The sequence below is a fragment of the Micromonospora fulviviridis genome (assembly GCF_014648395.1).
Lineage (GTDB): Bacteria > Actinomycetota > Actinomycetes > Mycobacteriales > Micromonosporaceae > Micromonospora > Micromonospora fulviviridis.
This window is the reverse complement of record NZ_BMRA01000002.1, coordinates 106,303-125,124: the sequence shown is the minus strand read 5'-3', so window position 1 is coordinate 125,124 and position 18,822 is coordinate 106,303. Positions and strand designations below refer to the sequence as shown.

13 protein-coding genes are annotated in these 18,822 nt (G+C 74.0%); 8 read left to right on the top strand and 5 right to left on the bottom strand.

What is annotated here, in order from left to right:
• Nucleotide 1 precedes the first annotated feature (1 nt).
• The gene (locus IEY96_RS05535) at nt 2-667 is read right to left on the bottom strand and encodes a potassium channel family protein (RefSeq protein WP_189193716.1); all 666 of its coding nucleotides are present in this window, start codon (nt 665-667) and stop codon (nt 2-4) included.
• A gap of 157 nt (nt 668-824) precedes the next feature.
• On the opposite strand from IEY96_RS05535, the gene IEY96_RS05530 reads away from it, so the two are divergent.
• The 4 genes from IEY96_RS05530 (at nt 825) to dxs (ending at nt 7,313) form a co-directional block, all read left to right on the top strand.
• Nucleotides 825-2,888 carry an APC family permease gene (locus tag IEY96_RS05530; protein ID WP_189193715.1) on the top strand — a complete coding sequence of 688 codons (2,064 nt, stop codon included), beginning with the start codon at nt 825-827 and terminating at the stop codon, nt 2,886-2,888.
• Nucleotides 2,885-4,123, top strand: coding sequence for a class I SAM-dependent RNA methyltransferase (locus IEY96_RS05525; RefSeq protein ID WP_189193714.1), 1,239 nt, complete (start codon nt 2,885-2,887; stop codon nt 4,121-4,123). Before IEY96_RS05530 ends, IEY96_RS05525 begins: the two co-directional genes overlap by 4 nt.
• A 13-nt stretch (nt 4,124-4,136) precedes the next feature.
• Nucleotides 4,137-5,297 (top strand): anhydro-N-acetylmuramic acid kinase, encoded by a 1,161-nt coding sequence (locus IEY96_RS05520; RefSeq protein ID WP_189193713.1) that lies wholly within the window; start codon nt 4,137-4,139, stop codon nt 5,295-5,297.
• 69 nt (nt 5,298-5,366) lie between these two features.
• Nucleotides 5,367-7,313: a 1-deoxy-D-xylulose-5-phosphate synthase gene (gene dxs, locus IEY96_RS05515; RefSeq protein ID WP_189193712.1), complete on the top strand. Its 1,947-nt coding sequence runs from the start codon at nt 5,367-5,369 to the stop codon at nt 7,311-7,313.
• Nucleotides 7,314-7,659: 346 nt separating this feature from the next.
• Here dxs and IEY96_RS05510 read toward each other — a convergent pair whose 3' ends face one another.
• The 3 genes from IEY96_RS05510 to IEY96_RS05500 form a co-directional block, all read right to left on the bottom strand.
• Nucleotides 7,660-8,241 carry a dihydrofolate reductase family protein gene (locus IEY96_RS05510; protein ID WP_189193711.1) on the bottom strand — a complete coding sequence of 194 codons (582 nt, stop codon included), beginning with the start codon at nt 8,239-8,241 and terminating at the stop codon, nt 7,660-7,662.
• A gap of 66 nt (nt 8,242-8,307) precedes the next feature.
• The gene (locus IEY96_RS05505; protein ID WP_189194248.1) at nt 8,308-9,129 is read right to left on the bottom strand and encodes a helix-turn-helix domain-containing protein; all 822 of its coding nucleotides are present in this window, start codon (nt 9,127-9,129) and stop codon (nt 8,308-8,310) included.
• A 189-nt stretch (nt 9,130-9,318) separates the two neighbouring features.
• Nucleotides 9,319-10,503 (bottom strand): hypothetical protein, encoded by a 1,185-nt coding sequence (locus IEY96_RS05500; RefSeq protein ID WP_189193710.1) that lies wholly within the window; start codon nt 10,501-10,503, stop codon nt 9,319-9,321.
• Between the two features lie 240 nt (nt 10,504-10,743).
• Here IEY96_RS05500 and IEY96_RS05495 point away from each other — a divergent pair, with 240 nt between their 5' ends.
• Complete coding sequence (locus IEY96_RS05495) at nt 10,744-12,552, top strand: DUF6311 domain-containing protein (RefSeq protein WP_229791454.1); 1,809 nt, start codon at nt 10,744-10,746, stop codon at nt 12,550-12,552.
• The gene (locus IEY96_RS05490; RefSeq protein ID WP_189193708.1) at nt 12,510-14,297 is read left to right on the top strand and encodes a DUF6311 domain-containing protein; all 1,788 of its coding nucleotides are present in this window, start codon (nt 12,510-12,512) and stop codon (nt 14,295-14,297) included. Before IEY96_RS05495 ends, IEY96_RS05490 begins: the two co-directional genes overlap by 43 nt.
• 20 nt (nt 14,298-14,317) lie before the next feature.
• Here IEY96_RS05490 and IEY96_RS05485 read toward each other — a convergent pair whose 3' ends face one another.
• Complete coding sequence (locus tag IEY96_RS05485; RefSeq protein WP_189194247.1) at nt 14,318-16,153, bottom strand: DUF6311 domain-containing protein; 1,836 nt, start codon at nt 16,151-16,153, stop codon at nt 14,318-14,320.
• A gap of 96 nt (nt 16,154-16,249) precedes the next feature.
• Between IEY96_RS05485 and IEY96_RS05480 the strand changes: the two genes are divergently transcribed.
• Both IEY96_RS05480 and IEY96_RS05475 read left to right on the top strand, forming a co-directional pair.
• Nucleotides 16,250-17,536, top strand: a complete 1,287-nt coding sequence (locus IEY96_RS05480; protein WP_189193707.1) for an outer membrane protein assembly factor BamB family protein — start codon at nt 16,250-16,252, stop codon at nt 17,534-17,536.
• Nucleotides 17,533-18,822, top strand: a complete 1,290-nt coding sequence (locus IEY96_RS05475; protein WP_189193706.1) for an outer membrane protein assembly factor BamB family protein — start codon at nt 17,533-17,535, stop codon at nt 18,820-18,822. The genes IEY96_RS05480 and IEY96_RS05475 overlap by 4 nt, the downstream gene beginning before the upstream one ends.

Genomic DNA, 18,822 nt, shown 5'->3' with positions numbered 1-18,822 from the left:
CTCACTGCCCCCCTTCGGGCGGCGCCGCCGCCACCGAGGTGACCGAGGCGGCGATGTCGTCGGTCACCAGCATGAAGACCTGGTCGCCCTCCTGCACCACGGTGGAGGCGGTCGGCAGGGTGCCGATCCCGAACCGGATCAGGTAGGCCACCCGGGCGCCGGTGGCCTCCTCGAGGTGGCGCAGCGACCGGCCGATCCAGTCCTTGTGCACCGGCACCTCGATGATCGAGACGGTGCTGGTCGGGTCGCGGAAGATCTCCACGTTGCCCTCGGGGACCAAATGGCGCAGCATCCGTTCGGCCGTCCACCGCACCGTGGCCACGGTGGGGATGCCGAGGCGCTCGTAGACCTGGGCGCGGCGCTGGTCGTAGATCCGGGCGGCCACGCGGGACACGCCGAAGGTCTCCCGGGCCAGCCGGGCCGAGATGATGTTGGAGTTGTCGCCGCTGGAGACCGCGGCGAAGGCGTCGGCGCGCTCGATGCCGGCCTGGCGCAGCACCTCGCCGTCGAAGCCGGCGCCGGTGACCGTGATGCCGGCGAAGTCCGGGCCGAGACGGCGGAACGCGTCCGCGTCCTGGTCGATCACCGCCACCGAGTGCCCCCGGGACTCCAGGCTGTGGGCCAGGGTCGACCCGACCCGGCCGCAGCCCATGATCACGACATGCACGCTGTCCGCTCCTCCCACGGTGCCGCCCGCTGACCCGTCGCCTGCGAGCCTGCCACGTCCCCGCGCCCGGCGGGGGACCGACCGTACCGCGCGGTCGCGAGCGGGGCGATCAGGCACCCCCACCACCGGACCGGGGGTGGTCGTACTCTTGGCGGTTGTGGCCAGACCCACCTCGCTGCTGAAGCGACTCCTCGTCGGTCGACCGTTCCGGTCCGACCGCCTCCAGCACACCCTCCTGCCGAAGCGCATCGCGCTGCCGGTCTTCGCCTCCGACGCGCTCTCCAGCGTCGCCTACGCCCCCGACGAGATCCTCCTGACGCTCTCGATCGCGGGTGCGTCGGCCTTCCTGTTCTCCCCGTGGATCGCCCTCGCGGTCGTCGTGGTGATGCTGACCGTGGTGGCCAGCTACCGGCAGAACGTGCACGCCTACCCCTCCGGCGGCGGCGACTACGAGGTGGCGACGGTCAACCTCGGGCCCCGGGCCGGGCTCGCGGTGGCCAGCGCGCTGCTGGTCGACTACGTGCTCACCGTGGCGGTGTCGGTCTCCTCGGGCGTGGCGAACCTCGGCTCGGTGGTGCCCTTCGTGGCCACCCACAAGGTGCTCATCGCGGTCATCGCGGTCGTGGTGCTCACCGCGATGAACCTGCGCGGCCTGCGCGAGTCCGGCACCGCGTTCGCCATCCCCACCTACGGCTTCGTGATCGTCATCGGTGGCATGCTGCTGACCGGGCTGGTCCGGATCTTCATCCTCGGCGACGACCTGCGGGCGCCGAGCGCCGGCTTGCAGATCGAGGCCGAGCACAGCGTCACCGGCTTCGCGTTGATCTTCCTGCTGCTGCGCACCTTCTCCTCCGGCTGCGCGGCGCTCACCGGCGTCGAGGCGATCTCCAACGGCGTGCCCGCGTTCAAGACCCCGAAGTCGAAGAACGCGGCGACCACCCTGCTGCTGCTCGGCACCATCGCCGTCAGCATGCTGGTCGGCATCATCTGGCTGGCCAAGCTGACCCGCCTCCAGTTCGTCGAGGACCCGTCCCAGATCATCTCCGGGCCCGACGGGTACGTGCAGAAGACCGTCACCACCCAGCTCGGCCAGACCGTGTTCGGCGACGGCTCGGTGCTGCTCTACGTGGTCGCCGGCATGACCGCGCTGATCCTGTTCCTGGCCGCGAACACCGCGTTCAACGGCTTCCCGGTGCTCGGGTCGATCCTGGCCCAGGACCGCTACCTGCCCCGCCAGCTGCACACCCGGGGCGACCGGCTGGCCTTCTCCAACGGCATCGTCTTCCTGGCCGTCTTCGCGGTGGTGCTGATCATCGGCTTCCAGGCCGAGGTGACCCGGCTCATCCAGCTCTACATCGTCGGCGTGTTCGTCTCGTTCACGCTCTCCCAGGCCGGCATGATCCGGCACTGGAACCGGCACCTACGCACCGAGCGGGACCCGGAGGCGCGCGCCCGGATGGTCCGCTCCCGGGCGATCAACGCCTTCGGCATGGCGATGACCGGCGTGGTGCTGGTCATCGTGCTGATCACCAAGTTCCTGCTGGGCGCCTGGATCGCGATCGCCGCCATGGCGGTGATCTACCTGCTCATGCTGGCCATCCGCCGGCACTACGACCGGATCTCTGCGGAGCTGGAGCCGACCGAGCAGCGGGCCGTGCTGCCCGCCCGCAACCACGCCATCGTGCTGGTCAGCAAGCTGCACCAGCCCACCCTGCGGGCCATCGCCTACGCCCGGGCCACCCGGCCGGACACGCTCACCGCGGTCACGGTCAACGTCGACGACAAGGACACCCGGGACCTCCAGGCCGACTGGGAGCGGCGCGAGCTGCCGGTGCCGCTGACCGTCATCGACTCGCCGTACCGGGAGATCACCCGGCCGATCCTCAACTTCGTGGCGTCGACCCGCCGGGAGTCACCCCGCGACGTGGTCACCGTCTTCATCCCCGAGTACGTGGTGGGCCGCTGGTGGGAGAACCTGCTGCACAACCAGAGCGCGCTGCGGCTCAAGGGGCGGCTGCTCTTCGAGCCGGGCGTGATGGTCACCAGCGTGCCCTGGCAGCTCGCCTCGACCGCCAGCAAGAACCTGGACCGGCTGGACGCCACGCTCACCCGTGGCCCGGCGCGCGGCCCCCGGGTGGCCCCGCGCAGCACCCTGCCGCCCACCGTCCCGCCGGTGGTCTCCGCGCCGCCCGGCGAGAGCGGTTCGGGGGACCGCCCGTGACCGCGCCGGCCCGTACCGGGCTGGAGGAGGCGCAGCGGGTCGAGCTGACCGTGGACGCGGTCGCACCGGGCGGGCACTGCGTGGCCCGGGTCGACGGCCAGGTGGTCTTCGTCCGGCACGCGCTGCCCGGCGAGCGGGTGGTGGCCGAGGTGACCGAGCTGCACCGGGGCTTCGCCCGCGCCGACGCCGTGGAGATCCTCACCGCGTCGGCGGACCGGGTCGAGCCGCCCTGCCCGTACGCGAAGCCGGGCCGGTGCGGCGGCTGCGACCTCCAGCACGTCACGCCGGCCGCCCAGCTCGACTGGAAGGCCGCCGTGGTGCGCGAGCAGCTCACCCGGCTGGGTGGGCTCACCGACGACCAGGTCGACGCGCTCGGCGTCCGGGTCGAGGCGCTGCCCGGCGGGCCGCTGGGCTGGCGCTCCCGGGTCCGCTACGCGGTCGACGCCGCCGGCCGGGCCGGGCTGCTCAAGCACCGCTCGCACGAGGTCGTGCCGATCGACCGCTGCCGGATCGCCCACCCGGCCATCCAGGAGCTGCCCGTGCTGGCCCCCAGCGGGGCCCGCTGGCCGGACGCCGACGCCGTCGAGACGGTCGCCTCCACCGGCGGTGACGTGAGCGTGGTCGCCTTCGCCGAGGGGGTCCCCACCCCGGTGAGCGGCCCGGCCGAGGTCCGCGAGGTGGCCGCCGGCCGGGACTGGACGCTGCCCGCGTCCGGCTTCTGGCAGGTGCACCCCGCCGCGGCCGACACCCTGGTGGGGGCGGTGCTCGACCTGCTCGACCCGCGCCCCGGGGAGACCGCCTGGGACCTCTACGGCGGCGCCGGGCTGTTCGCCGCGGCCCTCGCCGGCCGGGTCGGCGACGCCCGGGTCACCCTCGTCGAGTCGAGCCAGGAGGGGGTGGACGCGGCCCGGGCCAACCTGGCCGACCTGCCCCGGGTCGAGGTGGTCGCCGCCCGGGTGGAGACCGCGCTGGCCCGCCGCCGGGTCACCGGCCCCGTCGACCTCGTGGTGCTCGACCCGCCGCGCTCCGGCGCGGGCGCCCCGGTGGTGCGGGACGTCGTCGCGGCCGGCCCGCGGGCGATCGCGTACGTGGCCTGCGACCCGGCCGCCTTCGGCCGGGACGTGCGCACCTTCACCGGGGCCGGCTGGCGGCTCGCCGCGCTGCGCGGCTTCGACCTGTTCCCGATGACCCAGCACGTCGAGCTGGTCGGGCTGTTCCTGCCGCCCGAGGAGTGACTAGCCTGGCCCGATGAAGATCGTCGGGCTGATGTCGGGCACCTCGTACGACGGGGTGGACGTGGTGGCGGCCGAGTTCACCCGGGACGGGGACACGCTGCGGCTGCGCCCGCTCGGGCACCGCAGCCTGGACTACCCCGACGACCTGCGGGCCGAGATCGGCGCGCTGCTGCCCCCGGCGGCCACCACCATCGAGGCGGTCTGCCGGCTGGACAATCGCCTCGGCGAGGTCTTCGCCGAGGCGGCGGCGGCCGGCGTCGAGCTGGCCGGGGGCGTGGCCGACGTGGTGGTGTCGCCCGGGCAGACCGTCTTCCACTGGGTCGAGGCGGGCCGGGTGCGGGGCACCCTCCAGCTCGGCGCGCCGGCCCGGGTGGCCGCCCGGGTGGGCGTACCCGTGTTGCACGACCTGCGATCGGCGGACGTGGCGGCCGGCGGCCAGGGCGCGCCCCTGGTCCCGGCCTTCGACGCGCTGCTGCTCGACGCGGCCGCCGGGCCGCGCGCGGCGCTCAACCTCGGCGGGATCGCCAACCTCACCGTGGTCGCGCCCGGCGCGCCGGTCCTCGGGTACGACGTGGGCCCGGCGAACGCCCTGCTGGACGCGGCGGCCCGGCGCTTTCTGGACCGCCCCTGCGACCTGGACGGGGCCCGGGCGGCGGCCGGCCGGGTGCACGAGGGGCTGCTGGCGCTGCTGCTCGCCGAGCCCTACTACGCCGCGCCCCCGCCCAAGTCGACCGGCAAGGAGCTGTTCCACGGCGGCTACCTGGACGACCGGCTGGCCGCCCTGGGGGAGCCAGTGGCCGCCGACGACGTGCTGGCCACGCTCACCGAGCTGACCGCCCGGACCGTCGCCGACGCCTGCGACCGGCACGGGGTGACCGAGGTCATCGCCGCCGGCGGGGGAGTGCGCAACCCCACACTCCGGGCCCGGCTCGCCGCGCTGGGGGAGGGGGGTTGGCGGCTGCGCACCACCGACGAGCTGGGGGTGCCGGCCCAGGCCAAGGAGGCGTACGCGTTCGCCCTGCTGGGGTGGCTCTCCTGGCACGGGCTGCCCGGAGCCATCCCGTCGGTCACCGGGGCCTCCCGGGCCGCCGTGCTGGGCGCCTGGACCCCCGCCGGCCCGGGTTGGGCGGCCACCCCGGCGGATCCGCCGCGCCGGCTGGTCGTCGTCCCCTGATCGGGCCCTGACCTGGGAAGATCCACGGCCGCGCTGCGGGCTGTCGGGTGGCCGATAGACTCTTCGGTCATGAGTGTTGAAGAGGGCACGGCCAACCACGGTCGGCTGCTGGGCACCGTCCGCGGCCCGCAGGACGTGAAGCGGATGACGGCCGAGCAGCTGGACATCCTCGCCGCCGAGATCCGGGACTTCCTGATCGCCAAGGTCTCCCGCACCGGCGGGCACGTCGGCCCCAACCTGGGCGTGGTCGAGCTGACCCTGGCTATGCACCGGGTCTTCGACTCGCCGCGCGACCGGCTCCTGTTCGACACCGGCCACCAGGCCTACGTACACAAGATCGTCACCGGCCGGCAGGAGGGCTTCGACAAGCTCCGCCAGCGCGGTGGCCTCTCCGGCTACCCGAGCCAGGCGGAGAGCGAGCACGACCTCATCGAGAACTCGCACGCCTCCACCGCCCTCTCCTACGCCGACGGCCTCGCCAAGGCGTACGCGCTGCGCGGCGAGAAGCGCAGCGTCGTCGCCGTGGTCGGCGACGGCGCGCTCACCGGCGGCATGTGCTGGGAGGCGCTGAACAACATCGCCACCGCCGGCAACCCCCTCGTCATCGTGGTCAACGACAACGGCCGGTCCTACTCGCCGACCATCGGCGGCCTCGCCGACCACCTGTCGTCGCTGCGGCTCAACCCGAGCTACGAGAAGGTGCTCGACACCGTCAAGGACGCCCTCGGCTCGACCCCGCTGGTCGGCAGGCCCATGTACGAGGTGCTGCACGCGGTCAAGAAGGGCATCAAGGACGCGGTCGCCCCGCAGGCCATGTTCGAGGACCTCGGCATCAAGTACGTCGGCCCGGTCGACGGCCACGACGTCCCCGCCGTCGAGTCGGCGCTGCGCGCCGCCAAGAACTTCGGCGGCCCGGTGATCGTGCACGCCGTCACCCGCAAGGGTTACGGCTACCGCGCTGCCGAGGAGGACGAGGCGGACCGCCTGCACGGCCCGGGCGGCGCGTTCGACATCGAGACCGGCAAGCTGCTCGCCGCGCCGTCGGTGAAGTGGACCCACGTCTTCGCCGACGAGCTGACGGCCATCGCCGACGAGCGCCCCGACGTGGTCGGCATCACCGCCGCCATGGCCGAGCCCACCGGCATCGCCACCCTGGCCCGCAAGTACCCCAACCGGGTGTACGACGTGGGCATCGCCGAGCAGCACGCCGCCACCTCTGCGGCCGGCCTCGCCATGGGCGGCCTGCACCCGGTGGTCGCCGTCTACGCCACCTTCCTCAACCGGGCCTTCGACCAGGTCCTGCTCGACGTGGCCATGCACAAGCTGCCGGTCACCTTCGTGCTCGACCGGGCCGGCATCACGGGCCCCGACGGCCCCAGCCACTACGGCATCTGGGACATGTCGGTGTTCGGCGTGGTGCCGGGCCTGCGGATCGCCGCGCCCCGCGACTCGGCCACCCTCCGCGAGGAACTGCGCGAGGCGGTCGCCGTGGACGACGGCCCGACCATCCTGCGCTTCCCGACCGGCACCGTGGCCGCCGACCTGCCGGCCGTCCGCCGGGTCGGTCCGGTGGACGTGCTGGCGGAGTCGGCGCGTACCGACGTGCTGCTCGTCGCGGTCGGCTCCTTCGCCGGCCTCGGCATGGAGGTCGCCACCCGGGTCGCCGAGCAGGGGTACGGCGTGACCGTGGTCGACCCGCGCTGGGTGCGGCCGGTGCCGGCCGAGCTGGTCGAGCTGGCTGCCGGGCACCGGCTCGTCGTCACCGTCGAGGACGGGGTGCGGGTCGGTGGTGTGGGTTCCGCCCTCGCCCAGGCCATGCGGGACGCCGACGTTCGGGTGCCGGTGAAGGACCTCGGTGTGCCGGCGGACTGGCACCCGCACGGGACCCGGGCGCAGATCCTCGCGGACCTGGGGCTGACGGCTCAGGACGTGGCGCGGGACGTGACCGGGTGGATCTCGGGGCTGGACGCCCAGTCCGTCGAGACGGCCGCCGACGAGGCAACCGCGAAGAACTGATCTCAGCTTGGTCGAACGGGCGGTCCTGCTTTGCGCGGGGCCGCCCGTTCGGCATCTAGATGCCTTGCTCGCGGCCTGTCTACTCCGGCTGCTTGGGGCGGGGTGAGCCAGGCGAGGGCTCGGGCCAGGTTGGGAGCCGTAACCCGGGTCCGACAAGCTCGATGGCCGTGAGCGAGGGCAGGTCCTCGACTACCTGCAAGAACCCCTCCACCCACATCAGATTGATGTTTCCGAAGTCTCTTTGCGTCAGCCAGGTAATCACGGAGTGGTTGACCCTTGATGGTGGTCCAGCGCCAACGTCGGTCCGCCGACAGCACGCCTGGCGCTACGCGAGCCCTCAGATTGGTCAACGGCGCACCCGATAGCGCAGGTGAAGCACCCGGTTGCCCTGAATCACCACGTCAGGATCCTCCAACAGGTGCTGCGCGTGGACCGACCCGAAGTAGCGCTTGCCGGACCCGAACACGACGGGTACGACGTCCATGCGCACCTCGTCGACCAGGCCCGCGGCAAGTACCTGGCCACCGACCTCGCCAGCGGCGACCTCGACCATGCGGTCACCCGCCAGCTCCTGCGCTGTGGCCACGGCTGCCTCGACGCCGTCGACGAAGTGGAACGGCGCCTCGGGGTCCCAGCCCTCGGGCTTCGGCCGGTGCGTCACGACGACCACGTGGTCGACCCCGCCCGGAGGCTTCCCGTCCCAGCCGTCTGTCATGTCGAAGACGTGGCGGCCGACGATTGTCGCCCCGATCTGGTCCCAGTACGGCCGGGTGTAGTCGTAAGACGTCTGCGACACCTTCAACTCGCCGCTCTCGTCCAACGGCACGTCACCGCTGGACAACCAGTCGAACAGCGGTCCGGGCTGGTCATTCTCGTCCGCGACGAAGCCGTCCACCGACACCGAGCTGTACATGACTACTTTGCCCATGGGGCGCTCCTCTGCTTTGGGATGCCCCCATATTGGCGTGTCGTCAGCTGTCGCTCTTGTAAGAAATCAATCGGCCGGCAGCGGCCAGCTGTCCAGCACGTGGCCGGGATGCTCGCGCAGGAACTGCCGCCGAACTTCGACGTACCGGGTCGGCGTGAGCCCGGTGAACGCCCGAAACTCGTGGCCGAAGTGGGCCTGGTCGAAGTAGCCTGCGCGACCGGCGAGGTCGCCCCAGTCGATCGGTTCGGCGGGGTTGATCGCGAACACGGTGGCGGCGAAGCGGTAGGTGCGGGCCAGCCGCTTCGGCGTGACGCCGATGAGCTCCTTGAACCGCTGTGCCAGATGAGTGCTGCTGACACCGGCTGCCACCCTCAGGTCGCCGATCGCCACCGCCCCGCTGGTCGCCGCGATGACGCTGCTCGTATGGCGGACCAGTCCCAGGCCGGCGGTCTCGCACAGCCGTCGTGTCAGCTCTTCCTCGAGCAGCGTCAGCATCTCGTGCGGTCCGTCCGCCGTGGCCAGCCGGTCTCGCAGCTCAGCAATGGCGGGCCGGCCCCAAACCTGCTCTACCGTCACCGGCCGGTCACACAGCTCGGCCGCGGGCATCCGCAGGAACGGCGCCAGCCCCCACGGCTTGAAGTGCACGCCGACGGACCGGGTCCGGAGTGGGTAGCCGAACTCCAACGCGCGGGTGGGCATGGTGACCACGCAGCCGTCGGCGTACTCGGCCGTCTCGATGTCGGTGCCGGCGCGGATGCGGAACGGCGCCCCGAGGTTGACGATGAGCAACGCCGCCGGCATCGGCGGCAGCGTCAGCCGGGCGTACGGCGACGCACCCTCCAGGTAGTAAAGGTCGTCGATCAGCCCGTCCAGCGGCGGTCGCGGCACTCTGGACACGTACTCCACGCCCGCAGTATCGCCGACGCCCCGCCGGCATCGCCCTCGTCTAACGACCAACGCGGAAGATCTTGGACGGAAAGGGCCCCTAAAGGGGCCAATTCGTACCAAGATCGCCAGCGGCGGCCAACGAAGCCGCAACCCACGGGCCGAACCCCACCACCGCAACCGCAGACGGACTCAGCGCCCGCCCACGGACCGGTACCAGGTCTTCTCCGTACCCGCCAGGCTGAACGTCTGCTTCCGATCCGGCTGCGCCACCACCACAAGACCGGGCCGGTCCACCAGCCGAGTAGTCCCCGGCGGCGCGGCGAACGAGGCATCCCGGGCCCGCCAACTCAGCACGGCGAGGGGCTGCCCCGCCACCGGCAGGTAGTACGCCTGAAGCGTCGTAGACCGATCGGCGGGAGAGACGACGGGAGCGCCACCGCCAGCCGGCCGGTAGACCACGGCGGTCATCGTCCCGGTAGCGCTCTCCCACGTCAGCTGCTCCAGCTCACCCGGCTCGCCACCACCCAGGGCCATCGACCCCAGCGACCGAACAGAGATCTTCGCCATCGGCCAGGACTCCGGCACCGAGCGAGGCGCCTGCCGATCCCCGATCCGCCGCGGCACGCTCCCGAACGGTCCCCGCTTGCCGGCGAGCACGCAGGTGTCCAGCCCGGTCAGCGCCCGCTTCCCCGACCCCGTCTCGTCCCGCACGAGCGGATAACGAGGTGCAAGAGTGGCCGTACCCAGGTCGAGGACGCGGTCCGCGGCCCGGCCGCGCGGCAGCGAGCGGGTGGGCCGCAGCGTCGCGGTCACCGCCACCGCCTGGCAGGCGGGCACGGCGACCGGTCCGGTGATGCCGTCGGCCGCGGGGAGCGCCTTGCCGTCGGGGCCGAGCAGCCGCTCGACCCGGGCGGAGGTGAGGTACCGGCGGCCGGCGGGCTGCTGGACGGGCAGCACGTCGGAGTAGACCAGGTAGCCGGGGTCGGTGTACTCGGTGGCGTGGGCGACCCGCCAGCGCTGCCCGTCGCGGTCGAGTTGCAGCAGCCAGGAGGCGGCCTCGCCGGGCACGTCGGCGGCGACCAGGGCGAGCGGTGAGCCGGCGACCTCGCCGGAGTAGAGGATGCCGGAGGAGGCGAGGTGGGCGCGGTCGTCGACGGGGGAGCGCCAGTCGCGGACGGCGGCGGTGATGCCGGCGGTCGCGGCGGCGTCGCGGGCCAGGTTGCCCCGCGCCGGCCAGACCTTCAGGGTGCCGTCGAGGCTGTCGTAGCCGACCGGCAGCGCCGCGGGCTGCCGCCCGGCGACCGGGCCGCAGCCGGTCAGCAGGAGGGCCAGCAGCGCGGTGACCGTCGTGCCGCGTCGACGGACTGAAACCACCCTGTACGCCCCCTGAATCCCGTCTTCACCAGCCGTGTCCGGAAGCCCACATGGTACGAGACGTCCGGTCACCCGGCCGCGACCGGCTCACCCTTTCGGCTGATGACCACAGAGGACGGTGCGGCGTGCGATTCGTACACCATTCTCCTGCTCCGGTAGACTCCGCCGACTGTGACGCCTGCCGAGCCCCGTGGCGATTCGACGCCGGACGCGGACGCCTCGGGCGGACCGCTCTCCGTCCTGGTCGAGGAACCCCCGGTCACCGCGCGTGACCCGGAGGGGGCCGCGCCGGCGGTCCGGCGGCGGTGGCGGTGGACGCCGCGCCGGCAGGACCTGGCCGTGTACGGGGTGTTCCTGCTCGCCGCACTCTGGGTGACCAGCGGGATCTGGGCCGACCCGGCCGGCCGGGTGGCCGCGCTCTACAGCAGCGACCCGGCGCAGGTGCAGTTCTTCCTGGCCCACTCGGTGCGGGTCGTGCTGCACGGCGAGTACCCGTTCTACACCGACCAGTTCAACTATCCGGACGGCGTCAACCTGATGGCGAACACCGCCATCCTGGCCCTCGGCATCCCGATGGTGCCGGTGACCCTCCTGTTCGGACCGGCGGTCTCCTTCGTCACCCTGGTCACGTTGGGTCTCGCCGGCACGGCCGCCGCCTGGTACCGGGTGCTCTCCCGGCACCTGGTCCGCAACCGGCTGGCCGCCGCCGTCGGCGCCTGGTTCTGCGGGTTCTCGCCGGCCATGCTGTCGCACGCCAACTGGCATCCGAACATCATCAGCCAGTTCCTGCTGCCGTTCATCGTGTGGCGGGTGCTGGTGCTGACCCGCTCCACCCGGCCGGTCCGCGACGGCGCGCTGCTCGCCCTGCTGGTCACCGCGCAGGCGTTCGTCAACGAGGAGATCCTGCTCTTCACGGCGCTGGCCTGCGGGGTGTTCCTGGTCGGCGTGGTGGTGCAGCAGCGCGAGCGGTGGGCCGCCGCGTGGCGGCCGCTCGGCGTCGGGCTGGCCGTCTGCGCGGTGCTCGCCGGGGCGCTGCTGGCCTACCCGCTGTGGGTGCAGTTCGCGGGGCCGATGGCGTACCACGGGCTCAGCGACACGGTCCGCGACTACGGCAACGACATCGCCGCGTTCTTCACGCCCGGCTCCACCACGCTGGGCGGCAACGAGCGGGCCAACGTCAACCTGGCGCCGAACTACTCGGAGGAGAACGCCTTCTTCGGCTGGAGCCTGTCGCTGCTGGCCGTCGGCATCGTGGTCTGGCTGCGCCGGGAGGTGGTGGTCCGGGCGCTCGCCGCGACGGGGCTGTTCTTCGCCGTGCTCTCCCTCGGCGAGCGGGTCTCGTGGTGGGACCGGGACCTCATCACCGGCCCGTGGGAGCTGCTGGTCAGGTTGCCACTGCTGGACGCCGTGGTGCCGACCCGGTTCGGCCTCATCACCACCGTGGTCATCGGGGTGCTGCTGGCCCTGGCCGTCGAGCGGGCGGCGGCGCTGCGGGTCGTGGAGCGGCGCACCGTGCGTACCCTGACCGCCGCCGGCCTGGTGTTCGCGCTGCTGCCCGTCGCGCCGATGCCGCTGCGGGTCACCACCCGCCCGGCCGTGCCGAAGTTCATCACGGCCGACCGGTGGCGGCAGTACGTCGGGCCGGACCAGACGCTGGTCTCCGTGCCGGTGCCGGCCATGGGCAACACCGACCCGATGCGCTGGGCGGCCAGCACCGACCTGGCCTTCAAGATCCCCGGGGGCTACTTCCTCGCGCCGCGCAACGGGGTCACCGGCGACCCGGGCCGCTTCGGTGGCCGGCCCAGCGGCATCGGTGAGCTGCTCGCCGAGGTCGAGGCCACCGGGCGTACGCCGAAGCTCGACGACCGGCAGCGCCGGCGCTTCCTCGACGAGCTGCGGCACTGGCGGGCCGCCATCGTGGTGCTGCCGCTGAACGAGCAGAACGCCGAGCCGCTGCGCCGCACCGTGGAGCAGTTGGTCGGGCCCGCCCGGCAGGAGCTGGACGTGTGGTTGTGGGACGTCCGGACACTGACCAGCCCGTCCGCCTGACCGGCCCGGACCGCCCCGAGCCCGCGCCCCGGCGCCGGTGGCGGCCGCGCCCGGTCGACGCGCTCGTGGTCGCCGGCTACCTGGGCCTGGCCGTGCTGCTCACCGCCGGCCAGTGGGGCCGGCCGGACCGGCTGTTCCACCAGGCCGGCGACCAGATGCTCTTCGAGTGGATGCTGGCGCGGGCCGCCCGGGCGGTGACCGGCGGGGAGAACCCGCTGCACAGCACGGCCCTGAACGTGCCGGACGGGGTCAACCTGATGGCCAACACGTCCGTGCTCGGGCTGGGCGTGCCGCTCACCCCGGTCACCGCGCTGTTCGGCTCCCAGGTGGCCTTCCTCGTGGCCGTGGTGCTCTGCCTCGCCGGCACGGCCACCGCCTGGTACGCGCTGCTCGCCCGCCGGCTGGTCCGGTCCCGGGCCGCCGCGGCGGTGGGCGGGCTGTTCTGCGGCTTCGCCCCGGGCCTCGTGTCGCAGGCCGGGGCGCACCTGCACATGGCCGCCCAGTTCCTGGTCCCGGTGATCCTCGGGCTGGTGTTCCGGCCGGCTCTCGACCGGGTCCGCCGGGACGGGGTGCTGCTCGGGCTGGCCGTCGCGTACCAGGTCTTCCTCGGTGAGGAGGTGCTGGTGTTCCTGGCACTCGCGGCCGGGGTGTTCGCCGGGGCGTACGCCCTCGCGGACCGGGGCGGGGCGCGCCGGCTGGCGCCCGCGGTGGCGCGCCGGCTCGGGATCGGGGCGCTGGTCGCCGGGGTGCTGCTGGCGTACCCGCTCTGGGTCCAGTTCCACGGCCCCGGCCACTACCGCGGGATGCCCTTCTACGCCCGGGGCTACCGGCTGGACCTGACCTCGTACGCCACCGCCGCCCGGCAGACCGTCGCGGGGGACGCCCACCACGCCGGGCTGCTCTCCCCGAACGCCACCGAGGAGAACTCGTTCTTCGGGCCGTTCCTGCCGCTGCTGGCCGTGCTGATCGTGGTCCGGCTGTGGCGGCGGCCGCTGGTCCGGGCCCTCGCTGCCTGCGGGCTGCTGTTCGCGCTGCTCTCGCTCGGCACCACGATCGTGGTGAACCGGCACGACACCGGGCTGCCCGGGCCGTACCGGCTGCTCGCCGGGGTGCCGCTGCTCGACCTGGTGGTGCCGGCCCGGTTCGCGCTGGTCTGCGTACCGGTGCTCGGGGTGTTGCTGGCCCTCGCCCTGGACCGGGTCCGGCGCCGCGCGGCCCGGACCTGGGCGCCGTGGGCGGGGGCCGTCGCCGCCGCGCTGCTGCCGCTCACCCCGACCCCGATCCGCACCGTGCCGGCCATGCCGGTGCCGGCCTTCGTGGCCGACGGCGGCTGGCGGGCGTACGTGCCGCCGGGGCGGACGCTGGTGCCGGTGCCGCCGGTCACCGGGTCCGGGGTCAGCCCGGCCACCTTCTGGTCGGCGCGGACCGGCCTGGCTTTCGACGCGCCGGGCGGCTACTTCATCGGCCCCCGCTCCGCCGCCGACCCGGCCGCGCACTGGGGTGCGCCGGACCTGCCCACCTCGCTGCTGCTGCGCCGGGCCGCCGAGACCGGCCAGGTGCCGCCGATCGGCGACGCGGAACGCCACCAGGCCGTCGCGGACCTGCGGCACTGGCGGGCGGCGGTGCTGGTGCAGGCCGGCTCGACGCCGGGCGACCCGGTCCGCGCCACCGTGGACGCCCTGGTCGGTCCCGGCCGCGACGTCCCCGGCGCCCACGTGTGGGACGTCCGCCCCCTGGTCGGCTGACCTCTGCCGTCGGTAAGCCGTCAGACGCGGTCGCGGACGTCCCAGAGCCAGACGTCGTCGACGCGCTGCGGCTCGCCCAGCAGTTGGGTCATCAGCTCGCGGAGGACCGCCTCGCGGGGGTTCGCGCCGAGCACCACCACCGACGCCTTCCAGAAGCGCAGGTCGTCGAGGGCCTGGCGGCGGTTCTCGTCGGTGAGCGGCGGGACCCGGTCCGCGTCCATGGTGGAGTAGATCAGAGTGCTCGTCGGCCGGTTCGGCGCACCGAAGACCCCCTCGCCCACCTCGTTCGGGCCGATGAAGTAGCCGCCCGGGATGGGGAACTCCTGCCGGGTCAGCGCGCTCCAGCGCAGCGTGGGCAGGCCGTGCACGTTGCTCGGGATCGGCACCGGCACCAGGGTCCGGCCGTCCGGCACGTACGGCCGCCAGCCGCCGGCCGTGATGAAGTGCGGCGGCGGGTCGATCTGCTGGGCCGGCAGCGGGCGGGGCAGCAGCGGCAGCAGGGCAGCCACGATGGCGGCGTACCCGACGAGGCGGGGCCAGCGCCGGCGCGATCCGGGGGAGGACGACCCGGTGCGCTGGGCGGGCACCGGCGGGCGGCCGCGCCCCGACAGGGCGTCCCAGGCCAGCGCCAGCAGCACGCCGAGCGCGGCGGCCACCACGAGGCTCAGCCGGGTTGGCATCATCATCTCGACCAGCGGCAGGTCGTCCGGCACGTACGCCCAGGGGCCGTCGACCGCGGTCTCCACCCCGTCGAAGCGCACCTTCGGGCCGATCGCGGCGACCGAGAAGACCACGACGAGCACGGCCACGATCCGGGCCGGCAGGGAGCGGCGTACCAGCACCACGAGGGCGACCAGCGCGACCAGCACCAGCGGCCAGCCGAACCACGTGTTCTGCTCGGTCAGCCCGATGGTCTTCTCCACCGCCTCGTCGCCGGCCACGGTGTCCCGCGCGAAGGTGACGAAGGCCATCAGGTCCTCGCCCCAGTTGTGGAAGACCCCGCCCTGGAGGCCCCGGTAGGACTGCGGCCCGTTGAACTGGAACCAGATCGGGTACGCGGCCAGCAGCAGGGCCACCCCGCCGCCCACGCCCACGGCGGCGAGGAAGGTGCCGGCCCGCTCGCGCGCCGCGCGCGGCCGCTGCACCACCCACGCCACCACGACGACCAGGCAGGCCAGCGCCGTGAGCAGCAGCATCTCCTCGTTGATGAAGATCTGGTACGCCACCAGCAGGCCCAGCGCGATCCCGTTGCGCCGCCACCGGCCCGGTTCGCCGAGCCGCAGCACCCGGGCCACGATCAGCGGGAGCAGGAAGTTGGAGACGAAGTTCGGCTGCCCGTTGGCGTGGTGCACGATGCCGGGCGCGAACCCGAGGAACGCGCCGCCGACGAAGGCCGCCCCGCGCGAGCGGACCAGGTGCCGGGACAGCACCCAGTAGGAGGTGGCCGCGGTCGCCGAGAGCGCCGCGCCGAGGTAGAGCGCGTACATCACCTGCGGGCCGAGCAGCAGGGTGAGCGGCGCCAGCGGCAGGGTGACCCCGAGCAGCGAGGTGTTCGCCATCATGTTCACCCCGTCCGGCGCGTTCTGCCGGGCGGTGAAGAGCGGGTTCTCCAGGTGACGCACCGAGTACGCGCCGTGCGCGAAGAGCCACTCGAACCAGCTGTGGTCGGTCGGCAGGTGCGAGGAGACCCGGTGTTGCACGTCGCCCCAATAGTTGAGGCAGACGAGAACGCCGAGCACCGCATAGGCTCCGATGGCCAGCACGTCGGCGCGGGCCGGCCGGCGTCGAGGCCGGCGCGGCGGGTCCGCCACGACGGGCTCGGTCTCGACGGGCGAGGAGTTCAACGAGGGGTCCACCACCGGCACGGCCACGACGGGCCATCGTACAGGCGGCACGTCGTCGTACCGGTCACGGCCGGGCCGCCGGTGCGGCGGCGCGGAGAGAGGATGGTCGTGACCGTCATCGATCTGGGTGAGCTGCGCGACGGCGCCCCGCCGCGCCCGGCGAGGCGCCGTCCCCGGGCCGCCGGCCGCCCGTTCCGGAGCCTCGTGGTGCTGCTCGTGGCGCTGGTCACGCTCGCCGCCGCGGCCCCGCCGGCGCGGCCCGCCGCCCGCACCCTGGCCGGCAGCCCCGCGGCCGTCGCGTTCGTCTCCGGCGACCGGGTGTACGTGGTCCAGCCGCCCGACCCGCAGCTCGGCGTGGGCCGGCAGCTCGTCGCGTACCGGGCCGGCTCCGGTCCACCCCGGACACTGTGGCGGACCCTGCTCCCGGGGGCGGGCACGGCCACCGCGGTGTGGGAGCAGGACGGCACGGTCCTGCTCGTCGGGCGGACCGGCGACGACTCCGTGTACGAGACGGTCGGCTTCGACGCCCGCACCGGCCGGGTGAGCTGGAGCCAGCCCGGGGTGGGCTTCCCGGCCGGCGAGGCCCTGCTCATGCAGGTGCCCGAGGTGACGGGCCGGCAGCCGATCCGCCGGGTGGCGGTGAGCGACGGCCGCACCCTGTGGTCGGCGCCCGGCACGCCGGACGACGTCGAACTCAGCTTCGGCCCGTCCGGCGTGGACCGGCTGGTCTACCTGCCGGCCGCCGGCGAGACCGCCGTCTACGACGCGGTCAGCGGCGCCCGGCTGGTCGCCCGTGACCTGCGCCCCGGCGACCTGCCCACCCGGCAGCGCACCCTGCTCGCCGCCCGGATGCTGCTGGTGATCGGGGACGCGGGCAGCAGCGTCACCGGCTACGACCTGGACACCCTCCAGCGGCGCTGGACGGCCGCGCTCCCGCTGGTCGGCTACGCGGAGCGGTGCGGCAACCTGCTCTGCGCGAGCAAGCAGACCGGCGGGATGTGGGCGCTCGATCCGGCCACCGGCGCGGTGCGGTGGACCGACGACCGGTGGGCGGGAACGCTGGCGGCCGCCGGCGGCCGGTTCCTGGTAACCACGGGCGTGGCCCCGGACACCGGAAGCGGAACCGCCCTCGCGGTGGTCGAGGAGGCCACCGGCCGGCTGGTGGCCGACCTCGGCGTCTGGGAAGTGGTGCAGCAGGACGAGTTCGACGGCCGGCTGTTCGGCGTCCGGCGGATAAGGAACAGCCGCCTGCTCCTCGTCGAGCTGGACCCGGCCGGTGCCCGCCCCGAGGTGCGCGAGGTGCTGGTCGGCGCCGTCGGTGACTGCCGGATGGGCGCGAAGCTGGTCGTCTGCCGCCATACGAACGGCGGTTTCGGGCTGTGGCGGCTGCCGTGAGCCCGGTCATCGAGCTGGGTGAGATGCGGCACGGCGAGGAGGCCGACGAGCCGGCTCCCGCGCCGGCCCGGCCCCCGGGCCGGGTGGCCCGGGTGGTGGCGGCCGGCTGCCTCGCGCTGCTGACCCTGGCCGGCGCGACCCCGCCGGCCCGGCCGCCGGCGGGGATCCGGGTGCCCGCCCCGCAGGGCGCCATCTTCCTGGTCGTGGCGGGTCGGCTCGTGGTGGCCGACGGTCCGGGCACGGTCGGCCAGGGCGGTCGGGTGGTCACCGGGCACCGGCTGCCCGGCGGGGAGCCGCTGTGGCGGTTCATCCTGCCGGCCGGCGACCACGTGCTCGGGCTCGGCACCGTGGCCGGCGGGCTGCTGGTGACGAGCAGCCCGGCCGGGGCCGGCGACACCATCTCCACCCTGCTCGACCCGGCGACCGGCGCGGTGCGCTGGCGGCAGTCCGGCTACCCGGTGTCGACCGGGTCGGGCGGCGTGCTGTTCGAGACCCCGCGCGCCGCCGGGACCGGCACCGTCCTGGCCGTCGACCCGGTCTCGGGGGCGGTGCGCTGGTCGCTGCCGCTGCCCAGCAACGGGGTGGCGTACCGGACGGGCGACCGGGGGGTGACGCAGATCGTGCTGGTCACCCCGGACGGCCGGGTGGAGGTGCACGACGCGGACTCCGGCGCGCTGGTGCACGCCGGCCGGGTGCCGCCGGCCGCGGACCGGGTCTCCTACCGGTTCACCCAGGTGGTGGCCGACCTGCTGCTGGTCGACGGCGCGCCGGGCACGGTCACCGCGTACGGGCTGGACCGGCTGGACCGGCGCTGGAACGTGCCGGTGGAGCCCCGCGCCGGGGTCTGGTTCGTCGAGTGCGCCGGGATGCTGTGCATCCGCGACCAGGTCGGCGGGGTACGCGCCCTCGACCCGGCCACCGGTCAACCGCGCTGGGTGGACGACCAGTGGGTCGGGATGGCGCCGGTCGGCGGCCGGCTGCTCGGCGCCGAGCCCGGCGTCGGGCTGGAGCTGGAGCTGTCGGTGCTCGACCCGGCCACCGGCCGCGCCGTCGCCCGGCTCGGCCGCTGGCGCACCACGGGCTTCGAGAGCGACCCCACCCGGCTGCTCGGGCTGCGCCGGCTGACCGGCGACCGGACGCTGGTCGGCGCGCTGGACGTGGCGGCCGGGGAGGCCCGGAACCGGGCCGTGCTGCCCGGCTCCTGGGACGAGTGCGCCGACTCGGGCACGGCGCTGGTCTGCCTGCGCCCGTCGGGTGGGCTGACGATCTGGCCGGTGGGCCGGTGA

Excerpts from the sequence above, each read along its gene's own strand:
- IEY96_RS05520 (WP_189193713.1), top strand. The coding sequence starts at position 4,137 with ATGAAGATCGTCGGGCTGATGTCGGGCACCTCGTACGACGGGGTGGAC.
- dxs (WP_189193712.1), top strand. The coding sequence starts at position 5,367 with ATGAGTGTTGAAGAGGGCACGGCCAACCACGGTCGGCTGCTGGGCACC.
- IEY96_RS05510 (WP_189193711.1), bottom strand. The coding sequence starts at position 8,241 with ATGGGCAAAGTAGTCATGTACAGCTCGGTGTCGGTGGACGGCTTCGTC.